The sequence below is a fragment of the Actinokineospora auranticolor genome, from assembly GCF_041897805.1.
GTDB classification, from domain to species: Bacteria; Actinomycetota; Actinomycetes; order Mycobacteriales; family Pseudonocardiaceae; genus Actinokineospora; species Actinokineospora auranticolor.
On sequence record NZ_CP154825.1, the window covers coordinates 5,631,814 to 5,655,558 of the forward strand.

Consider the following 23,745-nt stretch of genomic DNA (forward strand, 5'->3'; position numbering starts at 1 on the left):
GGCACCGGGCCGCGCGCACCCGGTCCGGCCGAGGCCTTGGCACACCGATGAGTAGTTCACGGTCACTTCCACTAACCGTCACATCAATCACCTTATCGGGTGTCGCCACATGGAATGACACCGCGTAGGAAATGCGGTATCGGCGAACGCGCGCATTTGCCAGTCGAGTCCGTGTTCGCCATCACGGCGCCCGGGTTCCCGGCGTTTGGCGGTGGCCGCGGGTTCCCTCCCGCGCGGATCGTTGTCGTTGCCGGTCGCGCCGCGGATCGAGTCGGTTCGCACTGCGGTTCGCCGCGCGTTCGACGCGGTACCGCCGGTCGGTTCCACCCTGCGGCGCCACGGCGGGCGGGGAGTCGGGGACCGTCCGCCGACGCGATCCGCACCGCCCGCCCGGTCCCCACCGGTGCCCGCGGCGAACCGTCACACCGTTCCCGATCGCGGGATGGCCCGAACGAGTGAGGAAGGGTGGTGTTACAGCGCGTGCCTGTTAGGTTCTCGCGGGTGACCGGACAGATCTGGACGCTGCCCCGCGCGCTCGACCGGCCCACGACCCCCTCCCCCGGGGTGGCCGACCCCGACGAGGCAGCCGAGTTCCTCGAGCTCTTCCACGCCGAGCACCCCGACGCGGGCCCCGCGGCGCCGCGCGTGGCGTGGGCGCGGGCCGAGATCGAGCTGACCGGCACCTACCAGCACACCAGCGCCGAGCTGGCCTTCGGCGCCCGGGTCGCCTGGCGCAACAGCGCGCGCTGCATCGGGCGGCTGTACTGGCAGTCGCTGCGGGTGCGCGACCTGCGCGCCGTGCACACCGCCGCCGCGGTGGCCGACCAGTGCGCGCGGCACCTGCGGCTGGCGGGCAACGACGGCCGGATCCGGCCGATGATCACCGTGTTCGCCCCGGACGCGCCGGGGCGGCCGGGGCCGCGGATCTGGAACGAGCAGCTGATCCGGTACGCGGGCTACGCCGACGGCCCGGACGGCCGCGTGCTCGGCGACCCGCGCTACACCGGGTTCACCGCGGCGCTGCGGGAGCTGGGCTGGCGCCCGCCCGCGCGCCGGTCGCCGTTCGACGTGCTGCCGCTGGTGGTGTCCGCGCCCGGCGAGCCGCCCCGGTTGTTCGACCTGCCGCCGGACGCGGTGCTGGAGGTGCCGCTGCGCCACCCCGACCACCCGTGGTTCGCCGAGCTGGACCTGCGCTGGCACGCGGTGCCCGCGATCAGCTCGATGCGGCTGCGGATCGGCGGCGTGGACTACCCGGCGGCCCCGTTCAACGGCTGGTACCTGGGCACCGAGATCGGCGCCCGCAACCTCGCCGACCACGACCGCTACGACCTGCTGCCGGTCGTGGCCCGCGGCCTCGGCCTGGACACCTCGCGCGCGGCGTCGCTGTGGCGGGACCGGGCGCTGGTGGAGCTGAACGTGGCGGTGCTGCACTCCTACGCCGCCGCCGGGGTCGCGATCAGCGACCACCACACCGAGTCCGAGCGCTTCCTCAAGCACGTCGAGCGGGAGGAGCGGGCGGGCAGGCGCTGCCCGGCGGACTGGAGCTGGATCGTGCCGCCGATGTCCGGCTCGCTCACCGGCGTGTTCCACCGCTACTACGACACCGAACCGCTGCGGCCGGAGTTCATCAGCGACGACGACGCCGTGCGCACCGCGCTGCACGGCACGCCGCCGCCGCTGCCCGGCGGGGCCGGGTCGGCCCCGCCGGTGTGGTCGTTCCTGCGCGGCGCGGGCACGGCCACCGAGCCCGCCGTGCCCGCGGCCCGGTACCCGGACCGGGTCCCGGATCAGTCGAAGGGCACCCAGTCCAGCTGACCGAGGTCGTCGAGCCGGGAGACGAGCGTGCCCGCGGGCGAGATCGTCCACAGCGCGTCGCCCGCGACCAGTGACCGCCGCACCTGCGTCGGGCCGTAGTGGCCGACCGGGTGCTTGAGGCTCCCGACCTGGGTGATGGCGTCGCGGGTGACCTTGAGGCCGAGCACGGTGCTCGCGCCGTCGCGGTTGTTGACCGGGATGACGAGCAGTTCCCGCTCGGCCCAGTAGAGGAAGGCGTGCGGGTCGAACTCGGCGTCGGAGGTGGCGCCGGGCAGGCGCACCTGGCCGATCCGGCGGGCCTCGGCGCCGGAGGTGTCGAACAGCGAGACCTGCAGGCCCGTGACCCGGCCGCGCTCGTCGGCCTCCTGGCCGATGCCCAGGAGCCGGTCGGGGGCGAGCGGGTGCAGGTAGGCGGAGTAGCCGGTGATCTTGAGCGCGCCGGTGACCTTCGGGTTCGCCGGGTCGGCCAGGTCGAGGGTGTAGAGCGGGTCGGTCTGGCGGAAGGTCACCACGTAGGCGGTGGTGCCCGCGTAGCGCACGGAGTGGATGCGCTCGCCCTTGCCGAGCCCGGCGACGCGGCCGACCGTGGCGAGGGTGTCGCCCTGCCTGCTCAGCACGCTCACCGCGCTCTCCGAGTCCGGCTTGCGGCCGCCGCGCGGCCGGACGTCGCCGGTCGTGGTGGCGACGCGCAGGTTCCCGTTGTACTCGGAGAGGGCGTACTGGTTGATCAGCGTGCCGTCGACCGCGCCCGAGGCGGTGTAGACGGGTTTGCCGGGTGCGGTGATGTCGAAGGCGTGGATCTCGGTGTCCACGCCGGTGGGCAGGTCCTGGGGGGTGCTCTCGGACCGGGCGACGCGGTCGTCGGCGATGTAGAGGGAGCGGTCGGTGCCGTAGACGGTGTCGCCGTCGGCCGCCACCGCGACGGGGTCGCCCTGGTCGAGCGGGGTGAGCATGGTGAAGGTGAGCACGGTGAGCATGGCCGTGCCGGTGTAGCCCGAGGGCCTGCGGACCGCGGCGCACTCGACGAGCCTGCCGGAGTCCTCTTTCTTGTCGGAGTACAGCTCGTAGTGGGGCAGCCAGGCGTCGAGGGGCGCCTTGTCGATGATGTCGCGGTTGTGCGCGATGGCCTCGTCCGCGGTGCCGCCGGTGTTGCCGAAGTTGATGCGCGGGGTGGAGCGGACGACGAGCCGGGCGACGGCGCCGACCTGGCGGCCGTCGAGGTAGGTGCCGTCGACGTCGAGCCTGCCCGCGATCTCGCCGGAGCCCGCGAGGTCGACGGCCAGGAAGCTGGTGCCGGGGTTCGGGTTCGGGTAGGAGTCCGACGGCGGGACGGCTTCCGGGGTGGTGGGCGGGGCGGGCTTGCGCTTGCCCGTCGGGGGGACCTGCGTGGGGACTTGTTGGGGGACGTCCTGCCGGTAGGAGCGCGGGACGACGACGAGGGCGCGGTCGCCGTGCAGGAGCATGGCGGTCGGGTAGCCGGGGAGTTGGACGGTCGAGGTGACCCGGTGGGTCTCGACGTCGACCACGCGCAGGGACGTGTCGGTGATGGTGACGACGCGCCTGCCGTCGGTCTTGACGATGTCCGGCTCGTCCGCGGACTTCTCGTGGTTGTTGGTGGTGGAGTGGTCGGGGGCGGGGGCGCTCTTCGCGACGGCGCCGCCCTCCTGGGGTACCTGTTGCCGGGGCGCGCCCGCGCCGCTGTCCTCGGCGGCGCCGGTGGCCAGCGGGACGCCGTCGATGGTGTCGAAGCCCCAGGGTTTGACCTGGTCCTTCGCCGCGCGCTTGAGGTCGGCCTCGGCGGTGGCGCAGTCGTCGTAGGCGACGAGGCGGACCGCCCTGGAGCGGTCTTGTGTGGTTCCACCCCCAAAGAAGGTTTTTGTCGAACTGGTGTCGGAGGTTGTCGGATCACCACCGACCGCCAAATAGGCGCCTGCCGCCACCCCCGACCCGACTAGCAGGACAGCCATCACGGTGACCCCCAGTCGGGCACCGACTCTCGGGAATCCGTGTCTTCCACCGCTCATACCCGGATGGACGTACCGGGACGGGGGATACGTTGCACTAGAGTAGGCAACTGTCGGTGTTTGACAGTGTGCGGTGCGTGTCGATCTAGGTGAGTTTTCCCACAAAGGCGCACGAACCCGCACATCCGGGCTACGCTAGGCGCATGACAGTCGCGCTTGAGCACGTGCTCGCCAAGGCGGGCCTGCGGGTCGACCCGACCGAGTTCCTGGAACTGGTCGAGGAAGCGGCGCGCAGGTTGTCACCCGCCAACCCCGATCCGGCGGACTACTTCTCCGCGGACCAGCGCGAGGCCCTGACCGACGTCGGCCTGGACCTGACGCCGCGGCGTCCCGACGAGGTGGACTCCCGCGCCCGCGCGGTGGCCGCCCAGGCGGTGCTGCGCGACTCGGCGCTGACCGTGGCCGCCGCCGCGGAGGCCGTGGGCGTGGACACCAGCCGCATCCGCCACCGCTTGGCCGCCGGTCGCCTGGCGGGCTGGAAGGACCGCGGCGGCTGGCGGCTGCCCGCGTGGCAGTTCGCGCCGTCGGGGGTGCTGCCGGGTCTGGAGGCGGTGCTGGCCGCCGTGCCGGACGACCAGCCCCCGCTCGTGGTCGCCGCGTTCATGACGACGCCGCAGCCGGACCTGCGCATCGACGAGGAGCCCGCCACCCCCCGGCAGTGGCTGCTCGCGGGCGGCTCCCCCACCCGCGTCGCCGCCCTGGCGTCGGCCCTGGGCACCCCGGCCTGAGCGGGACCTGACCAGCAGATGTCCCGGCTCCCCCAGCCGCCCGCCCCCGAAGACCTGAAACCGCTCCTGCGCGTGGACGAGGACGTCGTCGCGCTGCACAGCGGGACCCACCTGGTCCGCATCTTCGCGGCGGCGGGCGCGCACCGCCAGCGCTGGAACTCGTTCCGCTACACGGGCCCACTCCCCCACGCCCGCTTCGACCCGCAACCCCTGGGCCCCGACGCGGGCCCGGCGACGGCACCGGGTCACGGGGTGCTCTACTTCGGACTGAGCGTGCGGACGTGCGTCGCGGAGGTCTTCCAGCAGACCTCGGTGGTGGACCGAACCACGCGAAAGCCCCACCTGGTCGTCTTCCGCCCCCGCCGGACCTTGAGGTTGCTCGACCTCTGCGGCCTGTGGCCCACCAGGGCGGGCGCGTCGCAGGAGATGAACAGCGGCACCAAGACCACCACCCAGGCCTGGGCCCGCGCCATCCGCGAGGCCTACCCGGACCTGGACGGGGTGTGGTACCGGTCCTCAATGGACAGTGGGGAGCCCGCGGTCTGCCTGTGGGACCCGCCCGCCAGCGGCTCTTTACCACGGACGCCGGATGTGTTGCTACCGCTGGACTACCCTGGTCTGGACCTCCCGTTGGCCCGAGTCTGCGAAGAACTCAACTACACCCTGCTCTAACACCACACTTCGCACGGATTCCATACACCACCCAAAATCCACCCCAACGCACCGCGGCAACACCGCACCCACCTCGAAATCGCCGCCTGAATCCCCCAGCCCCACCCAACCCAACGCGGCTGTACCGGACCCACCCCGTAACCGCCGCAGAATCCCAGCCCACCACCTGACGCGACGCGCCCCCGTCATACGCCTTGATTGGGTGGACTTGCTTTGCGTGGGGGGACGAACCTGCCAAGCTTCCCCTGCGGGTGGGGTGGGCTTGCCCCTCCCCACCGCTCTTCCCCACCGCAGGTCCGTAGGGGCCCCGCGCAAAGCAAGTTCACTCAATCGAGGCCGCGCATCTTTTCCGCGAACAGCCGGACCGATCAACCCAACCACGCCGCCAACCGGCACCCCGCGGGCCACAAGATGATCAACGCACGCCTCCGGCCCCCGGTATCCATTCTAAAGGGAAGGACCGACAGTTCCGGGCAGAGATGATCATGCCTGTGGACAACCCGCCCGAGGGGCAGCGGCTCGACCGGATTCGGTTCGCAGCCGGTGGGCGAACGCCCTCGCCCACCGGCTGCGAACGGCCCGAGGTCCTACGCCGCCCCCGGGCCGCACCTGTTCACAGGTGCCTCTCCCACCAGTGCAGAACCGCTTCGAAGCGTTGTCCGCGGTGGCGGGGTTTTCCGGATCTGGTCAGCTCGTGACCTTCTCCGGGGAAAAGGAGCATTTCGGTCGGCACCCCGCGCCTGCGGAGGGCCACGTACATGCGCTGCGCCTGTTCGACCGGGCAGCGCCAGTCATGTTCCGAGTGGACGACGGCGAACGGGATCTCGATCTGGTCCGCGTACGTCAGCGGGCTCCGCGCGGCCCACTCCGCGGGCGAGTCCCCGCAGTACGCCTCCGTGAACCACCACCCGATGTCCGACGTCCCCGCGAACGAGTCCCACGCGTTGACCGCGCGTTCGCTCCAGGCCGCCTTGAAGCGGTGGCCGTGGTGCGCCGCCAGCCACCCCGTCATCCACCCGCCGTACGAACCTCCCATGATCCCCACCCGGGTGGGGTCGACGTCGGAGCGCTCCAGGACCGCGTCCAACACCGACAGGACGTCGTCCACGTCGACGGTGCCCATGGCGCCGATGATCGCGCGGCCGTGGGACTCGCCGTAGCCCGCCGAGCCGCGTGGGTTGGGCAGCACGACCGCGTACCCGGCGGCCGCGTAGACCTGGGCCTCGTCGAACAGGCCCCAGCCGTAGTACATGAACGGGCCGCCGTGCACCGACAGCAGCACCGGGTGCGGGCCGTCGCCCTCCGGCAACACCAGCCACCCGTGGGTCGCGTACCCGTCGGGGGCCGACGCCTTGACCTCGATCAGCGGTCGTACCGCCACCCGCGCGCGCAGCGGCGCCGAGAAGTCCGTGAGCCGCCGGGTCGTCTCGTCCTCGACCAGGACGACCTCGCCCGCGGTGTCCCACGTGGACACCGTGCACACGACCCGGTCGCCGTCGGCGGCGAAGCCCTTGACCAGGCTCTGCTCGCCCGCCACCAGGGTCAACTCCGACAGCGTGGCCCCATCCGCACCACGCGCCACACGGCGCAGTTCGACCGCGCCGCGGTTGCGCACCGCGACCAGGATCCCCGACGCCGTCTCCACGGGCCGCCCCGCCGCGACGTCGCAGTCCACGGTCTCCGGGTCGGTCAGCCGCGCGGGCGCCGCCGAGCCGTCGAACGGCACCGTCCACAGGCCGACGTTGCGCGCGACCGACGCGGTCCCCGGGAACGCCTCGCCCAGGAAGGCGACCGTGCCGTCCGCCAGCGCCACCGGGTGCTCGACCGTGCCCTCGCTGCGCGCGACCAGCACGGGCGCGCCGCCGTCGGCAGGAACCGCGTAGAGATCGGTGTTGACCGAATCGTCCGCGCCCCAGTCCCGCTTCGCACTAATCAATACATGCGCACCCGACAATGTCCACGCGGGCGCGGAGGGCTCGCCGAGCCCCTCGGTCAACTGCCGGGGCTCGCCACCCCCGGTGTCCACGACGAACAGTTGGGGTGGACGGTCACCCAGGAAACCCACATCGTCGAATCGGTACTCCAGACGGGTGATCCGGCGCGGCGCTTCGGCGGCGGGCTCGGGAGTCCGTCCGTCGGCATCGGCCACGCCGTAGCGCCCGGCCTCGGGAACCCGTGCCACAAAAGCGATCCGCCGGGAGTCCGGCGCCCACACCGGCGCGCCCGCGCCCAAAGGAAGCGCCGCGACCGGGCGGGCCTCTCCGCCGTCGACCGGCATCACGTGCAGGACCGGCGCGGACGACGCGTCGGCGCAGCGCAGGAAGGCGACCAGGGTGCCGTCTGGGGACGGCGCGGGCGCCCAGTCGCGGAAGCCTCGGGTGAACTCGCGCACGTCACCGCCGCCGAGGCCGACCCGGTGCAGGCCGCCGCGGTAGGCGTTGGCCGCCAGGTCCGGGTTCGCGAGACCGACCAGCAGCAGGTCGCCGCGCAGGGCGGGCGCGCCGGGCGCCGCCAGCAGTTCGATGTCCTCAGGGCGCACGCGATGAACCGTACCCGACGGTTAGCAAACCTCAGGACCCCTTGATTATTCCCACTCGTCCACAGAAAAGCGGCGCGCACCGTGCGTGCGCGCCGCTTTCACCCGACCGTGGTGAGGTCAGTGCCGGGGTTCGACCGGCGACGCCGAATCCGACGCGGAGGATTGCGCGCCCCGGGATTCCGCGACCGTGGATTCGTCGGTGGCGGCGGGGGTGCCCGCCGCGGCGGCGGCCGCCTCGTCCCGCTTGGACTTGCGCAGACTGGCAACTGTGGTGACCGCCAGGACACCGATGATGACCGACAGCGACACCGCGATGTTGGGCACCCACACACCCACTTCCGCGCCGCCGTTGATGAAGGGCAGCGAATTGGTGTGCAGCGCCTCCAGCACCAGTTTCACGCCGATGAAGGCGAGGATGACCGCGAGGCCCACCGACAGGTAGATCAGCTTGCGCAGCAGGCCGCCGAGCAGGAAGTACAGCTGGCGCAGGCCCATCAGCGCGAACGCGTTGGCGCTGAAGACCAGGAAGGGTTCCTTGGTGAGCCCGAAGATCGCCGGGATGGAGTCCACAGCGAACAGCAGGTCGGCGGTGCCGATGGCGATCATCACGATGAACATCGGGGTGACGAACCGCTTGCCGTCGACCTTCACGAACGAGTCGCCGCCGTGGTAGGTGTCGGTGACCGGGAAGACCTTGCGGGCGATCCGGGTGAGGGCGTTCTCCTCGTACTCCTCGTCGTCGCCGCCGATGCCCTGCTTCGACAGGTTCCACGCCGTGTAGATCAGGAACGCGCCGAACAGGTAGAAGACCCAGCTGAACTTGGCGATGGCCACGGCGCCGACGGCGATGAACATGCCGCGCATCACCAGCGCGAGCACGATGCCGATCAGCAGCACCTTGTGCTGGTGGATCCGCGGCACCTTGAACGCGGCCATGATGATCAAGAAGATGAACAGGTTGTCGACCGACAGCGAGTACTCGGTGATGTAGCCGGCGAAGAACTCGCCCGCGTACGTGCCGCCGGAGAACGCCCAGATCGCGCCGCCGAACGCGATCGCGCATCCGATGTAGAACGCGACCCAGCGACCCGCCTCACCGACGGTCACCTCGTGCGGCTTGCGGTCCACGATGAACAGATCGATCGCCAGCAGCGCGATCAAGCCGCCGATCGTGGCCAGCCAAGCCCAGGTGGGGACAACCATGGATCAAACCTCCGGTGTACGGGCACGTGCGCATGCCGACAACCGGAGGTCTCTTCCGCCGGAAAACTTCCGGCCACCGGCCCCGGGACCCGCGAGTGGTCCGTGCTGACGACACCGGTGCGAAGGAATACTCCCCTCCGACACTTTCGATGTCCGATTCTTCCCTGTCGCCTGACGGCACACCAGTCCGGGTCCCCTCAACAGCCTTTGGGTTTGGTCACAGCCAAGGTTCCTCAGGTGTCGACATGCCCGTCCGCGCGCCGCGCCAAACTCTGCCTTATCAGCACCGACCAGCGGAACCTCGATCACCCATCAGTGATCATCGCGCGGGAACCGGACGCGGCCGGGTCCGCGCCGGACCGGTCCACCGCTCCTGGGAGCACTCTCAGGGAATGTCCAATACGGTCGGCGGCGTGCCTTCGCTCCCGCGCCCGCGGCCCCGCCAGGTGATCACCACCCTGGTCGTCGTCGCGCTCGCCACCGCCGGTCTGGTCTGGGCCAACGCCGGTGGCGACCCGCCCCCGGTCACCACGCGCGCGCAGCTGCTCACGCTGCAGAGCGGACCCGACCGCGACGAACCGGTCCGCCTCGACACCACGCTGTACCTGCCGGAGACGACGCCCGCGCCCGCGGTGCTGGTCGCGCACGGTTTCGGCGGCACGAAGGACAGCGTCGAGCAGGACGCGCGCGAGCTCGCCCAGCGCGGGTTCGTGGCGCTGGCCTGGTCGGCGCGCGGGTTCGGGCGCAGCGAGGGGCAGATCGGGCTGAACGACCCGGACTACGAGGTCACGGACGCGAGCAGGCTGGTCGACTGGCTGGCCCAGCAGCCCGAGGTGGTCAAGGACGGGCCCGACGACCCGAGGGTCGGCGTGACCGGCGGTTCGTACGGCGGTGCCCTGTCCCTGCTGCTGGCGGGCATGGACCGGCGCGTGGACGCCCTCGCCCCGGTGATCACGTACAACGACCTCGGCCAGGCCCTGCTGCCCAACTCGGCGGGCGCGCCCGCGGGTACCCCGGCGGGCAACCCGTACGGCGCCGACGGCGTCTTCAAGCGCTCCTGGGCGGGCATCTTCTTCGCCGCGGGCACGGGCGCGGCCGGGCTGGCCAACCCGACCTCGGACGCGACCGAGCCGGGCACCAAGGACGACGGCAGCGGCGGCGCGGGCGGTACCGGGGTCCCCGCCCCGGCCGACGAGGCGCCGGGTGGCGGCCGGTCGCAGGCGGGCCCGGTGGACCCGTGCGGCCGGTTCACCGAGGCGGTGTGCCGGGCGTACGACCAGGTCGCGCGCACCGGCGTGGCCGACAAGGCCACCGTCGACCTGCTGCACCGGGTGTCGCCGGTCTCGGTGACGGCGCGGATCACCCAGCCGACGATGCTGGTGCAGGGCGAGCAGGACACCCTTTTCGGTCTTGACCAGGCGGACGCGACCGCGCGGCAGGTGAGCGCGGCCGGGGCGCCGGTCAAGGTCGTCTGGTACACCGGCGGGCACGACGGCGGCAAGCCGGGGCCGGAGCTGCGCGGTGAGATCGCGGACTGGTTCGACTTCCACCTGCGCGGTCGGGGCGCGAACCCGGGGACCGGTTTCGAGTACGCCGTGCAGGGTGCTCTGCGGGCGCAGGGGGCGCCGTCGGTGCGGACGGTCAGCGCGGGGGCGTACCCCGGTCTGGCGGGCGCTCCGGGCGCCGAGCGGCGCGGGATCGAGTTGACGGGCCGGGAGCAGACCGCGGTGAACCCGCCGGGCGGGAATCCGGCGTCGATCAGCAGCATGCCGGGGTTGGGGTCGGTGATCGCGGGTTCGTCGCGGCTGTCGGGCCGGATCTCGGTGGACCTGCCGGGGCAGGCGGCGCGGTTCGCCAGCCAGCCGATGACGTCGCAGCTGCTGATCGCGGGCGCCACGACCGCGCGGCTGCGGGTGGCGAGCGCGGGCGGCGGGGCGCCGGAGGGCGCGGCGTTGTTCGCGAAGCTCTACGACGTCGGCCCGGACGGGACGCGGACGCTGCCGGGTTCGGCGGTGTCGGCGCTGCGCACGCCGCCGCTGCCCGCCGACGGGAGCGCGGTCGAGGTGACGGTGGCGCTGCCCGCGGTCGTGCGGCCGATCGAGGCGGACCACCGGGTCGAGCTGGTGGTGTCGACGACCGACCAGGCGTACGCGTCGTCGCCGGACGCGGCGGCGTACAAGATCTCGCTGGCCGATCCCGCGTTGCGGGTACCGGTGGTACCGGGGACGCGGTCGAGCTCGGCGCCGCCCGCCGGGCCGCTGATCGGGATCGCGGTGGTGCTCGGCGTGGTGGCCCTCGCGGTCGTGTGGGGCGTCGTGCGGCGGCGGCGCGCGGACGACGCGGACCCGGACCTGGCGGACGTGCCGCTGGTGATCGAGGACCTGTCGAAGGCGTACCCGGGCGGCCTCAAGGCGGTCAGCGACCTGTCGTTCCGGGTGGAGCGCGGCCAGGTGCTGGGCCTGCTCGGCCCCAACGGCGCGGGCAAGACGACAACGTTGCGCATGCTGATGGGCCTGATCCAGCCCAGTGCGGGCACGATCCGCGTGTTCGGCCACCGGATCCACTCGGGCGCACCGGTGCTGTCCCGGATCGGCTCGTTCGTCGAGGGCGCGGGTTTCCTGCCGCACCTGTCGGGCCGGGCGAACCTGGAGCTGTACTGGGCGGCGACCGGGCGTCCGGTGGAGAAGGCGCACTTCGAGGAGGCGCTGGAGATCGCGGGTCTGGGCGCGGCCGTGGAGCGGAAAGTGCGCACCTACAGCCAGGGCATGCGCCAGCGGCTGGCCATCGCCCAGGCGATGCTCGGCTTCCCGGACCTGATGGTCCTCGACGAGCCGACCAACGGCCTCGACCCGCCCCAGATCCACCAGATGCGCGAGGTCCTCCGCCGCTACGCGGCGACCGGCCGCACGGTCGTGGTGTCGAGCCACCTGCTGGCGGAGGTGGAGCAGACGTGTGACCACGTGGTCGTCATGCACCGCGGCAAGCTCGTCGCGGCGGGCAAGGTGGACGACATCGTGGCGGGCGGCGGAGAAGCCACTTTCCGCGTGGACAACGCCACCGCCGCCGCCGAGGCCCTGCGCGGGGTCACGGGTGTCAGCGACGTGACGGTGGACGGCGACCTGGTCCACGCGGACCTGGACGGCCTCCCCCGTTCGGCTGCGGTGACAGTGCTCGTGCGCGCGGGGGTGGCCGTCGAACAGGCGGGCCCCCGACGGCGCCTGGAAGACGCGTTCCTGCAACTGGTTGGTGAGGAATCGTGAGCGAGAGCGGGCACAAGGCCGGGTACGGGGTGCCGTCGGTGACCAGTGGCGAGAACGTCACCACCGTGCACACCGACCCGGCGGCCATCGACGACATGGAGGTCGCGGCCAACCGGGACCACTCCGGGTTCGACGCCGACGGGTCGGTGTCCGGGTTCCGGTCGGCGCGGACGTTGCCTTTGCGGGTCGAGCTGATCCGCCAACTCCGCCGCCGCCGGACCCAACTGCTGCTGGGCTTCCTCGTGCTGCTGCCCTTCATCCTCTGGGCGGCCTTCGAGTTCGGCACCAGCGCGAACAACCGCCGCTCCGGCGGTTTCGTCGACCTGGCCACCGCCAGCGCCCCGAACTTCGTGGTGTTCGTGCTGTTCGCGGCGGGCAGCTTCCTGCTCCCCATGATCGTCGCCCTGTTCTTCGGCGACACCGTGGCGTCGGAGGCCTCCTGGTCGAGCCTGAAGTACCTGCTCGCCATGCCCGTCCCGCGCGGCAGGCTGCTGCGCCAGAAGGCGACGGCCTCGGGCCTGTTGTCACTCTTCGCGCTCGTGCTGCTGCCCGTGGTGGCCCTGCTGGTCGGCCTGCTCTTCTACGGCTCCGGCGAGGCGGTCAGCCCCACCGGCGACGCGATCACGTTCTCGGACTCGCTGCTGGCGATGGTGTTCTCGGTCGTCTACATCTCGGTGAACCTGCTGTGGGTGGCCGGGCTGGCGATGTTCCTCTCGGTCGCCACCGACGCCCCGCTCGGCGCGGTCGGCGGCACGGTCCTGGTGGCGATCCTGTCCCAGATCCTGGACCAGATCACCGCCCTCGGCACCCTCCGCGACTACCTGCCGACGCACTTCGCGTTCGCCTGGTCCGACCTGATCTCCACCGACATCGACTGGTCGAACATGACCCGGGGCGCCTTCTCGGCGGTCACCTACGCCGCGATCTTCGGCCTCTTGGCGGCCCGGCGCTTCCGCACCAAGGACGTAACCAGCTAGCCCCGTGCCCGACGCCCGGGTCCCGGTAGAAGTTGATCATTGATCCGCTACCGTGATCCGGCGTCGCGACGGCGGAAGGTGCGGGCGGAGAAGTGGACGAGGTCGACTACTACGACCTGCTCGGGGTGCGGCGCGAGGCGTCGCACGGGGAGATCAAATCGGCCTTCCGGGCCCTGGCCAAGGTGATGCACCCCGACGCGGGCGGCACGGCGGGCACGTTCCGGCTCCTCAAATCCGCCTACGAAACCCTGTCGGACGGCCGCAAGCGCGCCGAGTACGACCGGGGCGTCACCACGGCGGCCCCTCCCCCGACCGCGCCCGCGCGCCCGCCCCGCCCGCGCAGGCGGATGTTCCGCGACGACCCCACCTTCGTCCCACCGGCCTGCGACGTCCCCCCGGCGTCACTGCCCTGGTGGCACCTGACGAAGTACCAGACCCGCATCGGCACCGCGGGCGCCCCCGGTCACGCCCCCGCCGCGTACCTCGCGCTCACCAACCTCGTGCTGGTGCTCCCCCTGGTCCTCCCCGGCTGGCTGCCACCGGCACTCCTTGTCCTCTGGCTGGCACTCGTCGCGGCCGCCATCGCTGCCACCGTCCGGCTCGTCCGCCGCTACCTGGCCGCCGCCCGTACGCAGAAGGCCGTGCGCGAGGAGTTCGGCGAGCGCACCGAGTTCGGTGTCGCCGACGCCGAGCCGGTGGGCGAGCGCCTCACCTCCGACCTGCTGACGACCTACCTGAGCAGGCTCCCCGGCGCCCGCGTCTTCCACGGCCTCTCGCGCCCCGGCTCGGTGTTCGCCGACATCGAGCACGCCGTCCTCTGTGGACATAGACTCGTGCTGATCGAGTCCCGGCTCTGGCTGCCCGGCCACTACGAGATCGACGACGACGGCTCGCTGTGGCGCAACGACCACCCGTTCCGCGGCGGCGGCACGGACCTGTTCGCCGCCGTCAAGGCGTTCGCCGACCACCTGCCCGGCGTCGAGGTGTGGGGCGTGGTCATCGTCTACCCGAGCCGCGACGGCGAGGTCACCACCGACGACGCACCTGGTCTCGGCGTGTCCGCGATGGTGCCGACCGCGTTCGTCCGCGACGTCGGCGAGTGGCTCGCCGCCGAGTGCGCGACCGTCGACCACCACGTGCTGCGCGCCGTGCGGGCCCGTGTCGTGAAGGAGGAAGCCGCTTAGATGCTCGTGCACCTCGCCATCGGCGACGCGTACGGCGCCGGGTTCGAGTACGCCCCGGCCGCGTTCGTCACCGAGCACAACACCCTCGAACGCTATGTCCAGCACGGCAAGCACGCCGGGATCACCCCGGGTCGCTACACCGACGACACCCAGATGACCCTCGCCGTCGCGGAACTGCTCGTCGACGGCGGCCCGTGGACGCCCGAGGCCCTGGCCGACCGGTTCTTCGAGGTCTTCGACCGCGACCCGCGCGAGGGCTACGCGTCCGGCTTCCACGGCCTGCTGTCCGATGTGGACAGTGGCGCCGAGCTGCTGCGGAGGCTGCGCCCGCACAGCGACAAGAGCGGCGCGGCGATGCGGGTCAGCCCGGTCGGCCTGCTGCCGACGGTCCCGGACGTCCTGCGGTACGCGGACATCCAGGCGCGGGTCACCCACGACTCCCCCGGCGGCGTCGCCTCGTCCCAGGCCGCCGCGCTCGCCGTCTTCTACTGCGACCGCGCGCCGGGCCCGTTGGCGGACCTGCCCGCCTGGATCGCCTCGCACGTCGAGGGACCGTGGGAAACCCCGTGGCGCGGCACAGTCGGCTCCGCGGGCATGGACAGCGCACGCGCGGCGATCACCGCCCTGGCCGCGCACCGCACGATGAGCGCGCTGCTGAGGGCGTGCGTGGCGTACACCGGCGACGTGGACACCGTGGCCACCATCGCGCTCGCCGCCGCGTCCCGGTCACCGGAAATCACCGACGACCTGCCCGCGCACCTGGTGGACACCTTGGAGGACGGCCCGTACGGCCGCGCCTACCTGTCCACTGTGGATGAGAAGTTGACCCGGGGCCGACCGGCCCCGGGTCCTCCGGGTCAGCCCCGGCAGACCAGCCAGGAACCGGATTCCTTGACCAGCGAGTAGGTGCGGCGGTCGCCGCCGAGGCCACCCGGGTCCGACGCCAGCACGGTGAAGGTCGGCGGGTCGGCGGCGTCGTCGACCCGCTCCAGGGTCAGCTGCACGCCGAGGAACAGCGTGGACGCGCGGGCCCGGTCGCGTTCGCAGGTGACGTCGCCGAGCGCGTCGACGTCGCTGACGTTGACCGCGTCGACGAAGGCGCGGGCGGCGGACGTCGGGTCCGAAGTCGACTTCCCGCCGACGAGGGTGAACGCGGCCACCGCGGCGCCGACCACGACGACCGAGACGCCGCCGATGAGCAGCATCCGGCCGCGGTCGGGCGCGGAACCCGGGTCGCGCTGGGGTTTCGGCGCGGCCGCCGGTCGCGGGGTGGCGGTCTGTGCGGCCCGCGAACGGCCGGGCTTGGCCGGGGCGGACTCTCCGGACCAGGTCGCCTCGGGCGGCGGCACGCGGCGCTCGCTGAACTCGCGGCCCTCGTGCCGGACCAGCGTCGTCCAGGCCATGCCGTCCCAGTAGCGCTTCTCCACCCGCCGCTCGGGGTCGGGCTGCCAGCCGGGGGCCAGCACCTTCTCGATCTCCGTCGCGACCGGCGCGGGCAGGTCGGGCCGGGTCCGCATGCGGACCAGCAGGCTCCAGGCCGCGGCCCGCTCGCCCTCGTCGCGCAGCCGTAATCGCAGCTGCCGCAGCAGTTCCCGGGACTCCTCCGGCGCCAGCTCCGGCTCTTCCAGGCGCTCGCGCAGCTGCTCGATGTAGGGCACCACGGGCTGCGGCGGCAGCGGCTCCGGCAGCGGCGGGGCGGCGGGCAGCTTGAGCAGCACGCCGCGCAACTGGGGAATTCGCTCCGTAATGGACAGTCCACCGGGGGTGAACACCGGCGCGGACGCCAGCTCGGCGGGCAGCGCCACGTCCGCCGCGGAGATCACCAGCACCGGGCGGTCCAGCGACGCCGCGTACTTGGCCGTGGCCACGCAGCCCGGGGAGCGCATGGCCGCCGGGGAGGCGACCAGCACGAACACGTCGCAGCGCTGCACGCGCTGGAGCACCGTCTCCCACCAGCGCGCGCCGTTGGGCTCACCGCGGTCGAGCGCGACCTGCCTGCCCAACTGGGCCAGGTCGGCGCGCAGCGCGGCGGCGGCGTCCCGGTCGGACGGTGCGTGACTGACGAACACCTGCATCTTGAAATCTCCGGCGATTCAGGGCGATCAGTCAGCGTCCCGACAGCGCACGGCTGATATCGCACACTCGCCACTCACCGTTCTCCTCGATGAGCGGGATCCTCAACCGCACCGAGGTTGCCCCGACGGTGCGTGTGGCGAGAACGGTGAAACGGGGATCGGACCCGGTTACGCTCACGCTCTCGAGCGTAACGTTAGCCGCGTCGAGGAACGCCGTATACAGGTGGGCGTTGTCTTCGCGGTCCTTAGCGCACACGAACTGCTGCATCGCGTTGGCGTCGTGGGTGTTGACCGCGTCGACGAAGTTGCGCGCGACCTGCGTACCAGCCGCTTCGTCCGGTCCGGACTCCAGCAGGAACGCCCCGGCGGCGGCCGCGCCACCCGCGACGACGACGGCCGCGGCCGAGCCGATGAGGATCACCTTCCGCCGCTTGGACATCGGCGTCCGCCGCCGGTGGTCGACCGGTTTCGCGGATTCACGTTCCCGTTTGGCCGGTTCCCGCTTGGCGGCCGGGGTCTCCTCGACGACGCGGGGTAACGGGCCGGTGCTCGTGGTGAGGTGCGCGTGCGCGCGCGGGGGCTGGTTGCGGTCGTTGAACTCGCGGCCCTGCTGGCGCACGAGCGTCGTCCAGCTCTGCCCGTCCCAGTAGCGGCCCTCGAACCGCTCGCGCGGGTCGGGCTGCCACCCCGGCGCCAGGATCCGCTCGACGGCGTCGGCGACCGGGCGGCTCAGCTCGGCCCGGCCGCGCAGCCGCACCAGCAGGTCCCACACCTCGGCGCGCTCGTCCGGGTTGGCCATCCGCTTGCGCAGCTGGGTCAGCAGTTCCACCTGGGCCCGGTCATCGAGCTCGGGGGCGTCGATGCGGGCGAGGTAGGCGTTGAGGTAGGAGGTGGGGATCTCGGGCTCCTGGGGCAGGCGCAGCGGCAGCGGCCGGGCGGCGGGCAGGGCGCTGAGCGCCTTGCGCAGCACGATCACGCTCTGCTCGGTGCGGTGGACGTAGTCGACCGGCGGGTCGAGGCCGTCGGGGATCACGCCCCGGCCGACGGGCCGCACGAGCACGGGCAGGATCGGCCTGCGCAGTGCGCGCGCGTAGTGCAGTTCCGAGAGGCAGGCCCGGGAGCGCACCGAGTCGGGTGAGACGGCGAACGCGAAGACCGCGCACCCACGCACGTGGCTGAGCACGTCACCCCACCAGTCCTGCCCACCGTGGCTCTCCCGGTCGTACCACACCCGATTGCCGAACCGCTCGAAGTCGGAGCGCAGCGTGGAGATCGACGCCTGGTCGCGGCGGGCGTAACTGATGAATACGTGCATCCGCACTTCTCACGTTCACGGTCCGTAGTTCGCGGGTGCACGCACGTTATGTTGGCGATCGCGGGAACGACAGGGACCAACGGCCCTAGTGGGCGGATTGGGAGCGCGCCCCGTATCCGGAAGATCGCAGGCCGGAGGCGATGTGTGGCACATGATGGCAACTCACGAGTGGATCTTGGATCGGGTCGGTGATTGACGGCCCCCACGGCACCCGGGTGATCACATTGGGTAATGGAGATCTTGTCCCGCGGCCCGCGCCGAGTCCGGAAATCGCGCATCACGCCGTCCCGGGCGGGCGCGGGCGCCGGGATCGGTCCACCATGGGCGGCGTGGCAGAGGCGGATCCGGTGGCGGCGCTGCGGGCGGAGTTCCGCTCGGAGCTGCCCAGCGCCGTGGAGGACATGGCCGAGCGGGACGTCCGCGACCTGGCGGCGGCGCTGCGCGCGGCCCGCAAGCGGCAGGGCAGGCACCTGACCGAGGCCACGGACGCCTCCGTCGCCCAGATCCCCGCCCTGCTCCGCCCCCTGGTGCGTCGGGCGATCGGCCGGTGACGGGCACCCGAGCGGAGATCGCCAAGCTGGCCCGCCTCCTCGGCGACCCCCCGGAGCGCTTCGCCTACCTGGCCGCCCTCCCGGCCGCGGACGTGCGCGTGGTCCGCGAACGCGCCACGGACGTCCTCTTCGGCGCGAACCGCCAGGTCTTCGACCGCATCGCCGCCGCGAGCCGACTCGTCCCGTCCGCCATCACCGCCGCGATCGCCCAGCGCACGTTCGGGCCGCTCCTGTCCGCCCGGGTGGCAGGCGCGCTGGAGCCTTCGCGCGCCGTGGACCTGGCGGGTCGACTCCCGGTGCCGTTCCTCGCCGACGTGGCCGCCGAACTGGACCCGCGCCGCATCGCCGACGTCCTCGCCCTACTCCCCGTCGAGCGGGTCCTGGCTGTCGGCAAGGAACTCCTCCGCCGCCGCGACCACATCACCATGGGCCGTTTCGTGGCGGACCTACCGGCACCCACCCTCCGGGCCACGATCACCATCCTCAATGAGGAATCCCTCCTGCGGACGGCGGTCTACTCGGAGTCGGTCGACCGGTTCCCGGTCCTGTTCGCACTCCTCCCGGACGAGCGCCTGCCCGCTGTCGCCCACACCCTCGCCGCGGCCGACGCGGAGTTCGCGGAGGACGTCTACCCGCTCCTCCCCCACCTCGACCCGACAGCTCTGACCCGCCTGGCCGCCGCCGTCCGCACCCTCCCCGCGGCCGAGCGCACCGACTTCGCCGCCCTCGCCGAGACCACCGGCGTCCTGGACCGACTGGGCTCCCTCGCCGAGGTGCTGTCCTGACCCTGGACACCACCCCACTACTCGGTGATACCGTGTAGCAGTACTCGGTGGCACGTACTAGTGGGGTGCGGTGGACGACCTGACGGAGATGTTGAAGGGCACCCTCGAGGGCTGCGTGCTGGAGATCATCGGCAGCGAGGAGACCTACGGGTACGCCATCACGCGCCGGTTGAACGAACTCGGCTTCGCCGACGTCATCGAGGGCACGGTCTACACCATCCTGCTGCGCCTGGAGCGCGGCGACCTGGTGCGGGTGACGAAAAGACCGTCGGAGAAGGGCCCGCCGCGCAAGTTCTACGCGCTCAACGCGGCGGGCCGCGCGGAGCTGGCGGCGTTCTGGGCGAAGTGGGAGTACCTGTCGTCGCGGATCGACAGCCTCAGGGAGAGCGGGAAATGACCTTCTGGCAGACCATCACCGGCAGCGACCTCACCCGCGAGTGGAAGGCGTTCGAGGCGCGGGCCGCCGCGCTGCCCGCCGACCACCGGGCGGCGTGGGCGCGGATCAAGGCGTACCTCGGCACCCGATCGGACTTCACGGGCCGCAACCTGGTGCCGATCCTCGACAGCGCCCTGATCCTGCTGGAGGAGACGGCGGCGGACGGCCAGTCCAGCCACGACGTGCTGGGCGAGGACATCGAGGGCTTCTGCGCGGAGTTGGCGGGCGGGGAGGGGGCGCGCGACTACCGCGACCGGGCGCGCGACCGGTTGAACGGCAGCGTCGCGCGGAAACTGGGCAGGCTGGGAGGCTGACATGGGGATTCGGGGCATCATCGAGGGCAAGCGGCAGTGGCGGGCGCACGTGGCGCGGGTGCGGGCGCTGCCGCCGGACTACCGGATCGTCTACGAGGAGATCGAGAAGTACCTGTTCCGGGTCGGACCGATCGACCCGCGCGACGGGCAGCCGCTCTCGGGGGTCCTCGACTTCTTCGAGGAGAGCGCCGCGACCGGGAAAGGCGTGCTGGAGGTCATCGGCCACGACGTCGCCAAGTTCTGCGACGAGCTGGCAGGCTCCCGCACAGCCGAGCACTAGCTCATTTTCGCGACCCCGCGCTGGAGCGCGCCCGAACGGCGCGCTCCAGCGGGTCGACTCCTCAGTCGGTGCAGTCGATGTACTGGAGCGGTTCGAAACCGACGACCTCGTACTTGCCCGCGTCGAAGTCGCATGTCCAGTAGGCGGTGGTGAACAGGCCGTCCGTCTGGTCGGCCTGATAGGTGTTCGCTTTTGCGAGCCACTGCCGGTTACGGAGAGATCCTTTCTTGTGGCGCATTTACGCAGGCTCCACGCGAATTCGATCGTTGCCCTCTTCGCGCGGGCGGGTCAACCACCCGCACCGAGCTGTCACCCATCGAGAACCGAACCCGTCCGCACGCGAACCACTCGTACGCGAGGATTTCCTACCAGGGAACGGTCTCGCCGTGGAGGTTGAGGAATCGCAGCCCCAGCGCCCCTTTCCGCGCCTCCAGGACATCAACAATCGCCGGAACGCTGTCCCGGGGCTCCAGGGACGCGCCCGGCCCGCCCAGCGCGGTCCGGTTGTGACCGGGGTCGATCAGCAGCTTCGTCTGCCCGTCCCCCGCGTGCCGCGTGGCGTAGCTGCGCATCAGCTGGTTCAGCGCCGCCTTGCTCGCCTTGTACAGCTCGTACCCCGGCTCCACGTTCAGCGACACGCTGCCCTGGTCCGACGACATCACCGCCACCGTCCCGCCGGGCACCACCAGATCCCGGAACGCCTCCAGCACCCGCAGCGGACTCAGCGCGTTCGTCACCATCACCTCCGTGAACACCTCCTCGGACACCTCGGAGATCGGCACGTCCCCCCGGTCAATCGCCGCGTTCACGAACACCAGGTCCAACCGCCGCCCCGCCAACCGCGCCCGTAACCCGGCCACCTCACCCGCACTCGTCATCTCCAGCGACTCGACCTCAACCCCCACCAACCCCTCATCGCTCCCGCGCGTCGTCGCGATCACCCGCCACCCCCGCCGCGCCAACTCCCCCGCGAGCACGAACCCCAGCCCACGGGACGCCCCCACGACCAACGCGACCCGTTCCACACGACCACCCCTTGAATAGACGAGACGTTGCGTCTAGACAGTACCCCACTACGCTGTCGGCATGCCCCCGAGGACCCGCTCCGGCAACCGCCGCGACGAGACCGCCCGGCTCGACGTCCTGCACGCCGCCGACGACCTCCTCGTCGAGCACGGCTTCGGCGGGCTCACCGTCGAGGCGATCGCGAAGCGGGCGGGGGTGGCCAAGCAGACGATCTACCGGTGGTGGCCGTCGAAGGTCGACATCCTCCTGGACACCCTCATCGAGGACACGGAGAAGCGCCTCCCGATCCCCACCGACCCCCCGACCGCGGACACCATCCGCGAATACCTGCGCGCCTACGCCCGTTTCGTCACGGAAGACCCGGCGGGCAAGGTCCTCCTGACCCTCATCGCCGAGTCACAGCACAACCCGGCGACGGCGAAGACCTTCCACGAGCGCTACCTCGGCCCGCGCCGCGAACAGGAACGCGCCATGATCACCGCCGCCACCGACGCGGGCGAGATCACCCCGAAACTCCCCCCGGACGCCACTTTGGACGTCCTCCTCGGCCCCATCGTCTACTGCGCCCTGACCAACTCGCCCATCCCCCGAACCCTCGCGAACACTCTCATCGGGGAACTGCTCGGCCCCCGCTGACCCCGCGAACCACCCGCCCTCATGGGAACCGCCGACGCCCGCGGAGAGCCTGGTCGTCGAGAGGCGGAGGCACACCTCGATCACCTCGACGTGACCGCTCCACTCGTCACGAGGGCGAGAGTCCAACAACCTGACAACAGGGCCACGAGCACGAGCCGGGTAACCGCCGCTACGGTCCGACACCACCTGAGCGAATACCCGCAGGTCGACCATCGCCGATTGTCATGTCCGCCACACGACAAGCTCGCCGCCAATACGTCGACAGAAAGCAGCTATCACACCTCTTGCTCGCACACAATCAAAACCATCTTCCAAACGTCCACTCAACAATAGACGTTTGATGGATTGGAGGATCGGAACCGACCAAAGCGCATAGCTTTGCACATCACCTAATCGGACGATTGGGCCTCCTTACCCGGCGCGGGGGTCCGTCTGGCCCGTGTCGTCCTCCGGCCCAATGCCACTAACTTACGGAGCATCGTTGCAGGTCAACGGCATCTTGAGGGGTGCCGTGCGAGAGGCAGGCGGCACGTGCGACGACGCCCTGCGGCACACCATAGTTCCATGGCCCGCATTGGGGCATCGAGCGAACACGCAACCCACTGTCGCAAGTGGACTTGATCCGAGTGTTCCAGAGGTCGATCGCCAATCGCTTAGACCGATACTGGCCAGCGAAAACGCGCTAAGTTAGTGGCATTGGTCCTCCGGCCCACCGCGAACCACGGCCACCGGCACATCACCGCCATTGTCCGGGCCAGTGAGGAAGTATTTCCACCTGGCACGCGCCACGGGCAACCGGGGAAGCCACACCAGCACACCGTTGAGCAGCGCCGCGACAGCCGTGGCGAGGTAGGCGCAGCCGAGACCGAGCGTCGTCGACCACGCCATGGTGACCCCCACCACCACCGTGCAGAGCGCGAAGACCACCAGTGCCGCGAGCGCCAGGTCGTCCCGACCGCGCCGAGTCGCGACCGACCATCCCACTGCGGATACCGCCACACCCACCAAAGCACCGTTCAGGGTCGCGTGCTGTCCCTGGATCAGCACATACGCCAAGATCGCCCCGCAGAAGCCGAAGATCGTGACCAACGGGCGCAACCGGTCGTCCCTCGCGACCAGGCCCGCCAGCCCACAGGCGAAGACCAGCACGGCCGCGCCCACCGGGGCGTCAGACCGCATCGGCAGGCCGATCGAGGCAACCACCGCCAGCAGCACCACCGCGAGAGTCGCCCAGTTCCGCCCGCCCGACCGGCTCTTCCACGCGATGAACAGCAGTACCGCCGCGAATCGCAGGAGGAACCACCGGGACGCGCTGTCGTCGGTCCACACCGCGGACGCCGCGCATGACAGCCCGAGGAAGGACGTCGCGACGAAGGTCAACCGTCGGGTCGCCCGGTCGACGCCCCGCGTGATCAGCCCGACGACCAAGAGGCCGCTGACCGCCGCGATGGCTCCACCCCGTTGCAGCGCGGGTGGCCACGACAACACCGAGAGGATCATGCCCGCGCCCGACATCACCGACGCCGCGTAGAACACGGTCCGGACTACCGGCGCTACCTGTCCGCGCCTGCGCACCGACACCGCCAAGGCCACGGCCAGGGTGATCGCGCCCAAGAGCAACACCCACCAACTGTCGGCGATGTCAGAGATCTTGTTGATGTACACACCAAGGCAGACCGCGTACAGCAACGACGCACCGGAAGCCAGGTACCTGGTCCACGTCGGCGACGGGTCTCGCGGCCACGCCCGCTCTGCCGTCGCGGATGTGCCCGACGGAGCCGGTGCAGCGGGTTCAGGGGGCGTCGGTGCGTCGTCGCTCACGTCCATCAATGTCGCTGAACCCGATCACGGCGTTGCACGACCGACCCGATGGGGTCACTGGATTCCGGTTCCGTTCGCGGTTCGACCGGTTCCACAGCCCATAC

21 protein-coding genes are annotated in these 23,745 nt (G+C 71.4%); 13 read left to right on the forward strand and 8 right to left on the reverse strand.

What is annotated here, in order from left to right; all coding sequences use genetic code 11:
* Positions 1-501: 501 nt before the first annotated feature.
* Positions 502-1,815, forward strand: coding sequence for a nitric oxide synthase oxygenase (locus V5P93_RS24510; protein ID WP_374065073.1), 1,314 nt, complete (start codon positions 502-504; stop codon positions 1,813-1,815).
* Here V5P93_RS24510 and V5P93_RS24515 read toward each other — a convergent pair.
* Positions 1,788-3,782 carry a beta-propeller domain-containing protein gene (locus V5P93_RS24515; RefSeq protein WP_181043578.1) on the reverse strand — a complete coding sequence of 665 codons (1,995 nt, stop codon included), beginning with the start codon at positions 3,780-3,782 and terminating at the stop codon, positions 1,788-1,790. The genes V5P93_RS24510 and V5P93_RS24515 overlap by 28 nt on opposite strands.
* Positions 3,783-3,982: 200 nt before the next feature.
* Here V5P93_RS24515 and V5P93_RS24520 point away from each other — a divergent pair, with 200 nt between their 5' ends.
* Both V5P93_RS24520 and V5P93_RS24525 read left to right on the forward strand, forming a co-directional pair.
* Positions 3,983-4,567, forward strand: a complete 585-nt coding sequence (locus V5P93_RS24520; RefSeq protein WP_104480199.1) for a DNA-binding protein — start codon at positions 3,983-3,985, stop codon at positions 4,565-4,567.
* An 18-nt stretch (positions 4,568-4,585) separates the two neighbouring features.
* Complete coding sequence (locus V5P93_RS24525) at positions 4,586-5,239, forward strand: RES family NAD+ phosphorylase (protein WP_104480200.1); 654 nt, start codon at positions 4,586-4,588, stop codon at positions 5,237-5,239.
* Positions 5,240-5,852: 613 nt separating this feature from the next.
* Here the strand turns inward: V5P93_RS24525 and V5P93_RS24530 are convergent.
* Together V5P93_RS24530 and V5P93_RS24535 are read right to left on the reverse strand one after the other, a co-directional pair.
* Positions 5,853-7,778 (reverse strand): S9 family peptidase, encoded by a 1,926-nt coding sequence (locus V5P93_RS24530; protein ID WP_104480201.1) that lies wholly within the window; start codon positions 7,776-7,778, stop codon positions 5,853-5,855.
* Positions 7,779-7,895: 117 nt separating this feature from the next.
* Positions 7,896-8,981 (reverse strand): TerC family protein, encoded by a 1,086-nt coding sequence (locus tag V5P93_RS24535; RefSeq protein WP_104480202.1) that lies wholly within the window; start codon positions 8,979-8,981, stop codon positions 7,896-7,898.
* 392 nt (positions 8,982-9,373) lie between these two features.
* Here V5P93_RS24535 and V5P93_RS24540 point away from each other — a divergent pair, with 392 nt between their 5' ends.
* The 4 genes from V5P93_RS24540 (at position 9,374) to V5P93_RS24555 (ending at position 15,308) form a co-directional block, all read left to right on the forward strand.
* Entirely contained in the window at positions 9,374-12,241 is a 2,868-nt protein-coding gene (locus V5P93_RS24540) for an alpha/beta fold hydrolase (protein ID WP_104480203.1), read from the forward strand.
* Positions 12,242-12,336: 95 nt separating this feature from the next.
* Positions 12,337-13,218: an ABC transporter permease gene (locus V5P93_RS24545; RefSeq protein WP_104480287.1), complete on the forward strand. Its 882-nt coding sequence runs from the start codon at positions 12,337-12,339 to the stop codon at positions 13,216-13,218.
* Positions 13,219-13,310: 92 nt separating this feature from the next.
* A complete protein-coding gene (locus V5P93_RS24550) occupies positions 13,311-14,402 on the forward strand; it encodes a J domain-containing protein (protein WP_104480204.1) in 1,092 nt (363 codons plus the stop codon).
* Positions 14,403-15,308 carry an ADP-ribosylglycohydrolase family protein gene (locus tag V5P93_RS24555; protein WP_104480205.1) on the forward strand — a complete coding sequence of 302 codons (906 nt, stop codon included), beginning with the start codon at positions 14,403-14,405 and terminating at the stop codon, positions 15,306-15,308. It abuts the gene before it with no gap.
* Here V5P93_RS24555 and V5P93_RS24560 read toward each other — a convergent pair.
* Together V5P93_RS24560 and V5P93_RS24565 are read right to left on the reverse strand one after the other, a co-directional pair.
* Positions 15,260-16,477 carry a TIR domain-containing protein gene (locus V5P93_RS24560; protein WP_104480206.1) on the reverse strand — a complete coding sequence of 406 codons (1,218 nt, stop codon included), beginning with the start codon at positions 16,475-16,477 and terminating at the stop codon, positions 15,260-15,262. The two genes, V5P93_RS24555 and V5P93_RS24560, sit on opposite strands and share 49 nt — an antisense overlap.
* A gap of 31 nt (positions 16,478-16,508) precedes the next feature.
* Positions 16,509-17,792 carry a toll/interleukin-1 receptor domain-containing protein gene (locus tag V5P93_RS24565; RefSeq protein ID WP_146108096.1) on the reverse strand — a complete coding sequence of 428 codons (1,284 nt, stop codon included), beginning with the start codon at positions 17,790-17,792 and terminating at the stop codon, positions 16,509-16,511.
* A gap of 329 nt (positions 17,793-18,121) precedes the next feature.
* On the opposite strand from V5P93_RS24565, the gene V5P93_RS24570 reads away from it, so the two are divergent.
* From V5P93_RS24570 to V5P93_RS24590, 5 genes are all read left to right on the forward strand, one after another.
* Positions 18,122-18,343, forward strand: a complete 222-nt coding sequence (locus tag V5P93_RS24570) for a hypothetical protein (protein ID WP_146108097.1) — start codon at positions 18,122-18,124, stop codon at positions 18,341-18,343.
* Entirely contained in the window at positions 18,340-19,128 is a 789-nt protein-coding gene (locus tag V5P93_RS24575; protein ID WP_104480209.1) for a hypothetical protein, read from the forward strand. Before V5P93_RS24570 ends, V5P93_RS24575 begins: the two co-directional genes overlap by 4 nt.
* Before the next feature lie 70 nt (positions 19,129-19,198).
* A complete protein-coding gene (locus V5P93_RS24580) occupies positions 19,199-19,525 on the forward strand; it encodes a PadR family transcriptional regulator (RefSeq protein ID WP_104480210.1) in 327 nt (108 codons plus the stop codon).
* The gene (locus V5P93_RS24585; protein WP_104480211.1) at positions 19,522-19,878 is read left to right on the forward strand and encodes a DUF1048 domain-containing protein; all 357 of its coding nucleotides are present in this window, start codon (positions 19,522-19,524) and stop codon (positions 19,876-19,878) included. The genes V5P93_RS24580 and V5P93_RS24585 overlap by 4 nt, the downstream gene beginning before the upstream one ends.
* Before the next feature lies 1 nt (position 19,879).
* Positions 19,880-20,158 carry a DUF1048 domain-containing protein gene (locus V5P93_RS24590; protein ID WP_104480212.1) on the forward strand — a complete coding sequence of 93 codons (279 nt, stop codon included), beginning with the start codon at positions 19,880-19,882 and terminating at the stop codon, positions 20,156-20,158.
* Between the two features lie 61 nt (positions 20,159-20,219).
* Here the strand turns inward: V5P93_RS24590 and V5P93_RS24595 are convergent, their stop codons facing one another.
* Together V5P93_RS24595 and V5P93_RS24600 are read right to left on the reverse strand one after the other, a co-directional pair.
* Positions 20,220-20,396: a hypothetical protein gene (locus V5P93_RS24595; RefSeq protein WP_181043579.1), complete on the reverse strand. Its 177-nt coding sequence runs from the start codon at positions 20,394-20,396 to the stop codon at positions 20,220-20,222.
* A gap of 127 nt (positions 20,397-20,523) precedes the next feature.
* The gene (locus V5P93_RS24600) at positions 20,524-21,183 is read right to left on the reverse strand and encodes an SDR family NAD(P)-dependent oxidoreductase (protein ID WP_104480213.1); all 660 of its coding nucleotides are present in this window, start codon (positions 21,181-21,183) and stop codon (positions 20,524-20,526) included.
* A 61-nt stretch (positions 21,184-21,244) separates the two neighbouring features.
* Here V5P93_RS24600 and V5P93_RS24605 point away from each other — a divergent pair, with 61 nt between their 5' ends.
* On the forward strand, positions 21,245-21,820 hold the full coding sequence (locus V5P93_RS24605) for a TetR/AcrR family transcriptional regulator (protein ID WP_104480214.1): 576 nt from the start codon (positions 21,245-21,247) through the stop codon (positions 21,818-21,820).
* A 687-nt stretch (positions 21,821-22,507) separates the two neighbouring features.
* Here V5P93_RS24605 and V5P93_RS24610 read toward each other — a convergent pair.
* The gene (locus V5P93_RS24610; protein ID WP_146108098.1) at positions 22,508-23,443 is read right to left on the reverse strand and encodes a hypothetical protein; all 936 of its coding nucleotides are present in this window, start codon (positions 23,441-23,443) and stop codon (positions 22,508-22,510) included.
* Positions 23,444-23,745: the final 302 nt, after the last annotated feature.

Bases quoted from the DNA above. Each gene is read 5' to 3' on its own strand.
- V5P93_RS24525 (WP_104480200.1), top strand. From the start codon at position 4,586: ATGTCCCGGCTCCCCCAGCCGCCCGCCCCCGAAGACCTGAAACCGCTC.
- V5P93_RS24590 (WP_104480212.1), top strand. From the start codon at position 19,880: ATGGGGATTCGGGGCATCATCGAGGGCAAGCGGCAGTGGCGGGCGCAC.
- V5P93_RS24585 (WP_104480211.1), top strand. From the start codon at position 19,522: ATGACCTTCTGGCAGACCATCACCGGCAGCGACCTCACCCGCGAGTGG.
- V5P93_RS24555 (WP_104480205.1), top strand. From the start codon at position 14,403: ATGCTCGTGCACCTCGCCATCGGCGACGCGTACGGCGCCGGGTTCGAG.
- V5P93_RS24595 (WP_181043579.1), bottom strand. From the start codon at position 20,396: ATGCGCCACAAGAAAGGATCTCTCCGTAACCGGCAGTGGCTCGCAAAA.
- V5P93_RS24605 (WP_104480214.1), top strand. From the start codon at position 21,245: ATGCCCCCGAGGACCCGCTCCGGCAACCGCCGCGACGAGACCGCCCGG.
- V5P93_RS24560 (WP_104480206.1), bottom strand. From the start codon at position 16,477: ATGCAGGTGTTCGTCAGTCACGCACCGTCCGACCGGGACGCCGCCGCC.
- V5P93_RS24535 (WP_104480202.1), bottom strand. From the start codon at position 8,981: ATGGTTGTCCCCACCTGGGCTTGGCTGGCCACGATCGGCGGCTTGATC.
- V5P93_RS24545 (WP_104480287.1), top strand. From the start codon at position 12,337: ATGGAGGTCGCGGCCAACCGGGACCACTCCGGGTTCGACGCCGACGGG.
- V5P93_RS24565 (WP_146108096.1), bottom strand. From the start codon at position 17,792: ATGCACGTATTCATCAGTTACGCCCGCCGCGACCAGGCGTCGATCTCC.
- V5P93_RS24540 (WP_104480203.1), top strand. From the start codon at position 9,374: ATGTCCAATACGGTCGGCGGCGTGCCTTCGCTCCCGCGCCCGCGGCCC.
- V5P93_RS24520 (WP_104480199.1), top strand. From the start codon at position 3,983: ATGACAGTCGCGCTTGAGCACGTGCTCGCCAAGGCGGGCCTGCGGGTC.
- V5P93_RS24515 (WP_181043578.1), bottom strand. From the start codon at position 3,782: ATGGCTGTCCTGCTAGTCGGGTCGGGGGTGGCGGCAGGCGCCTATTTG.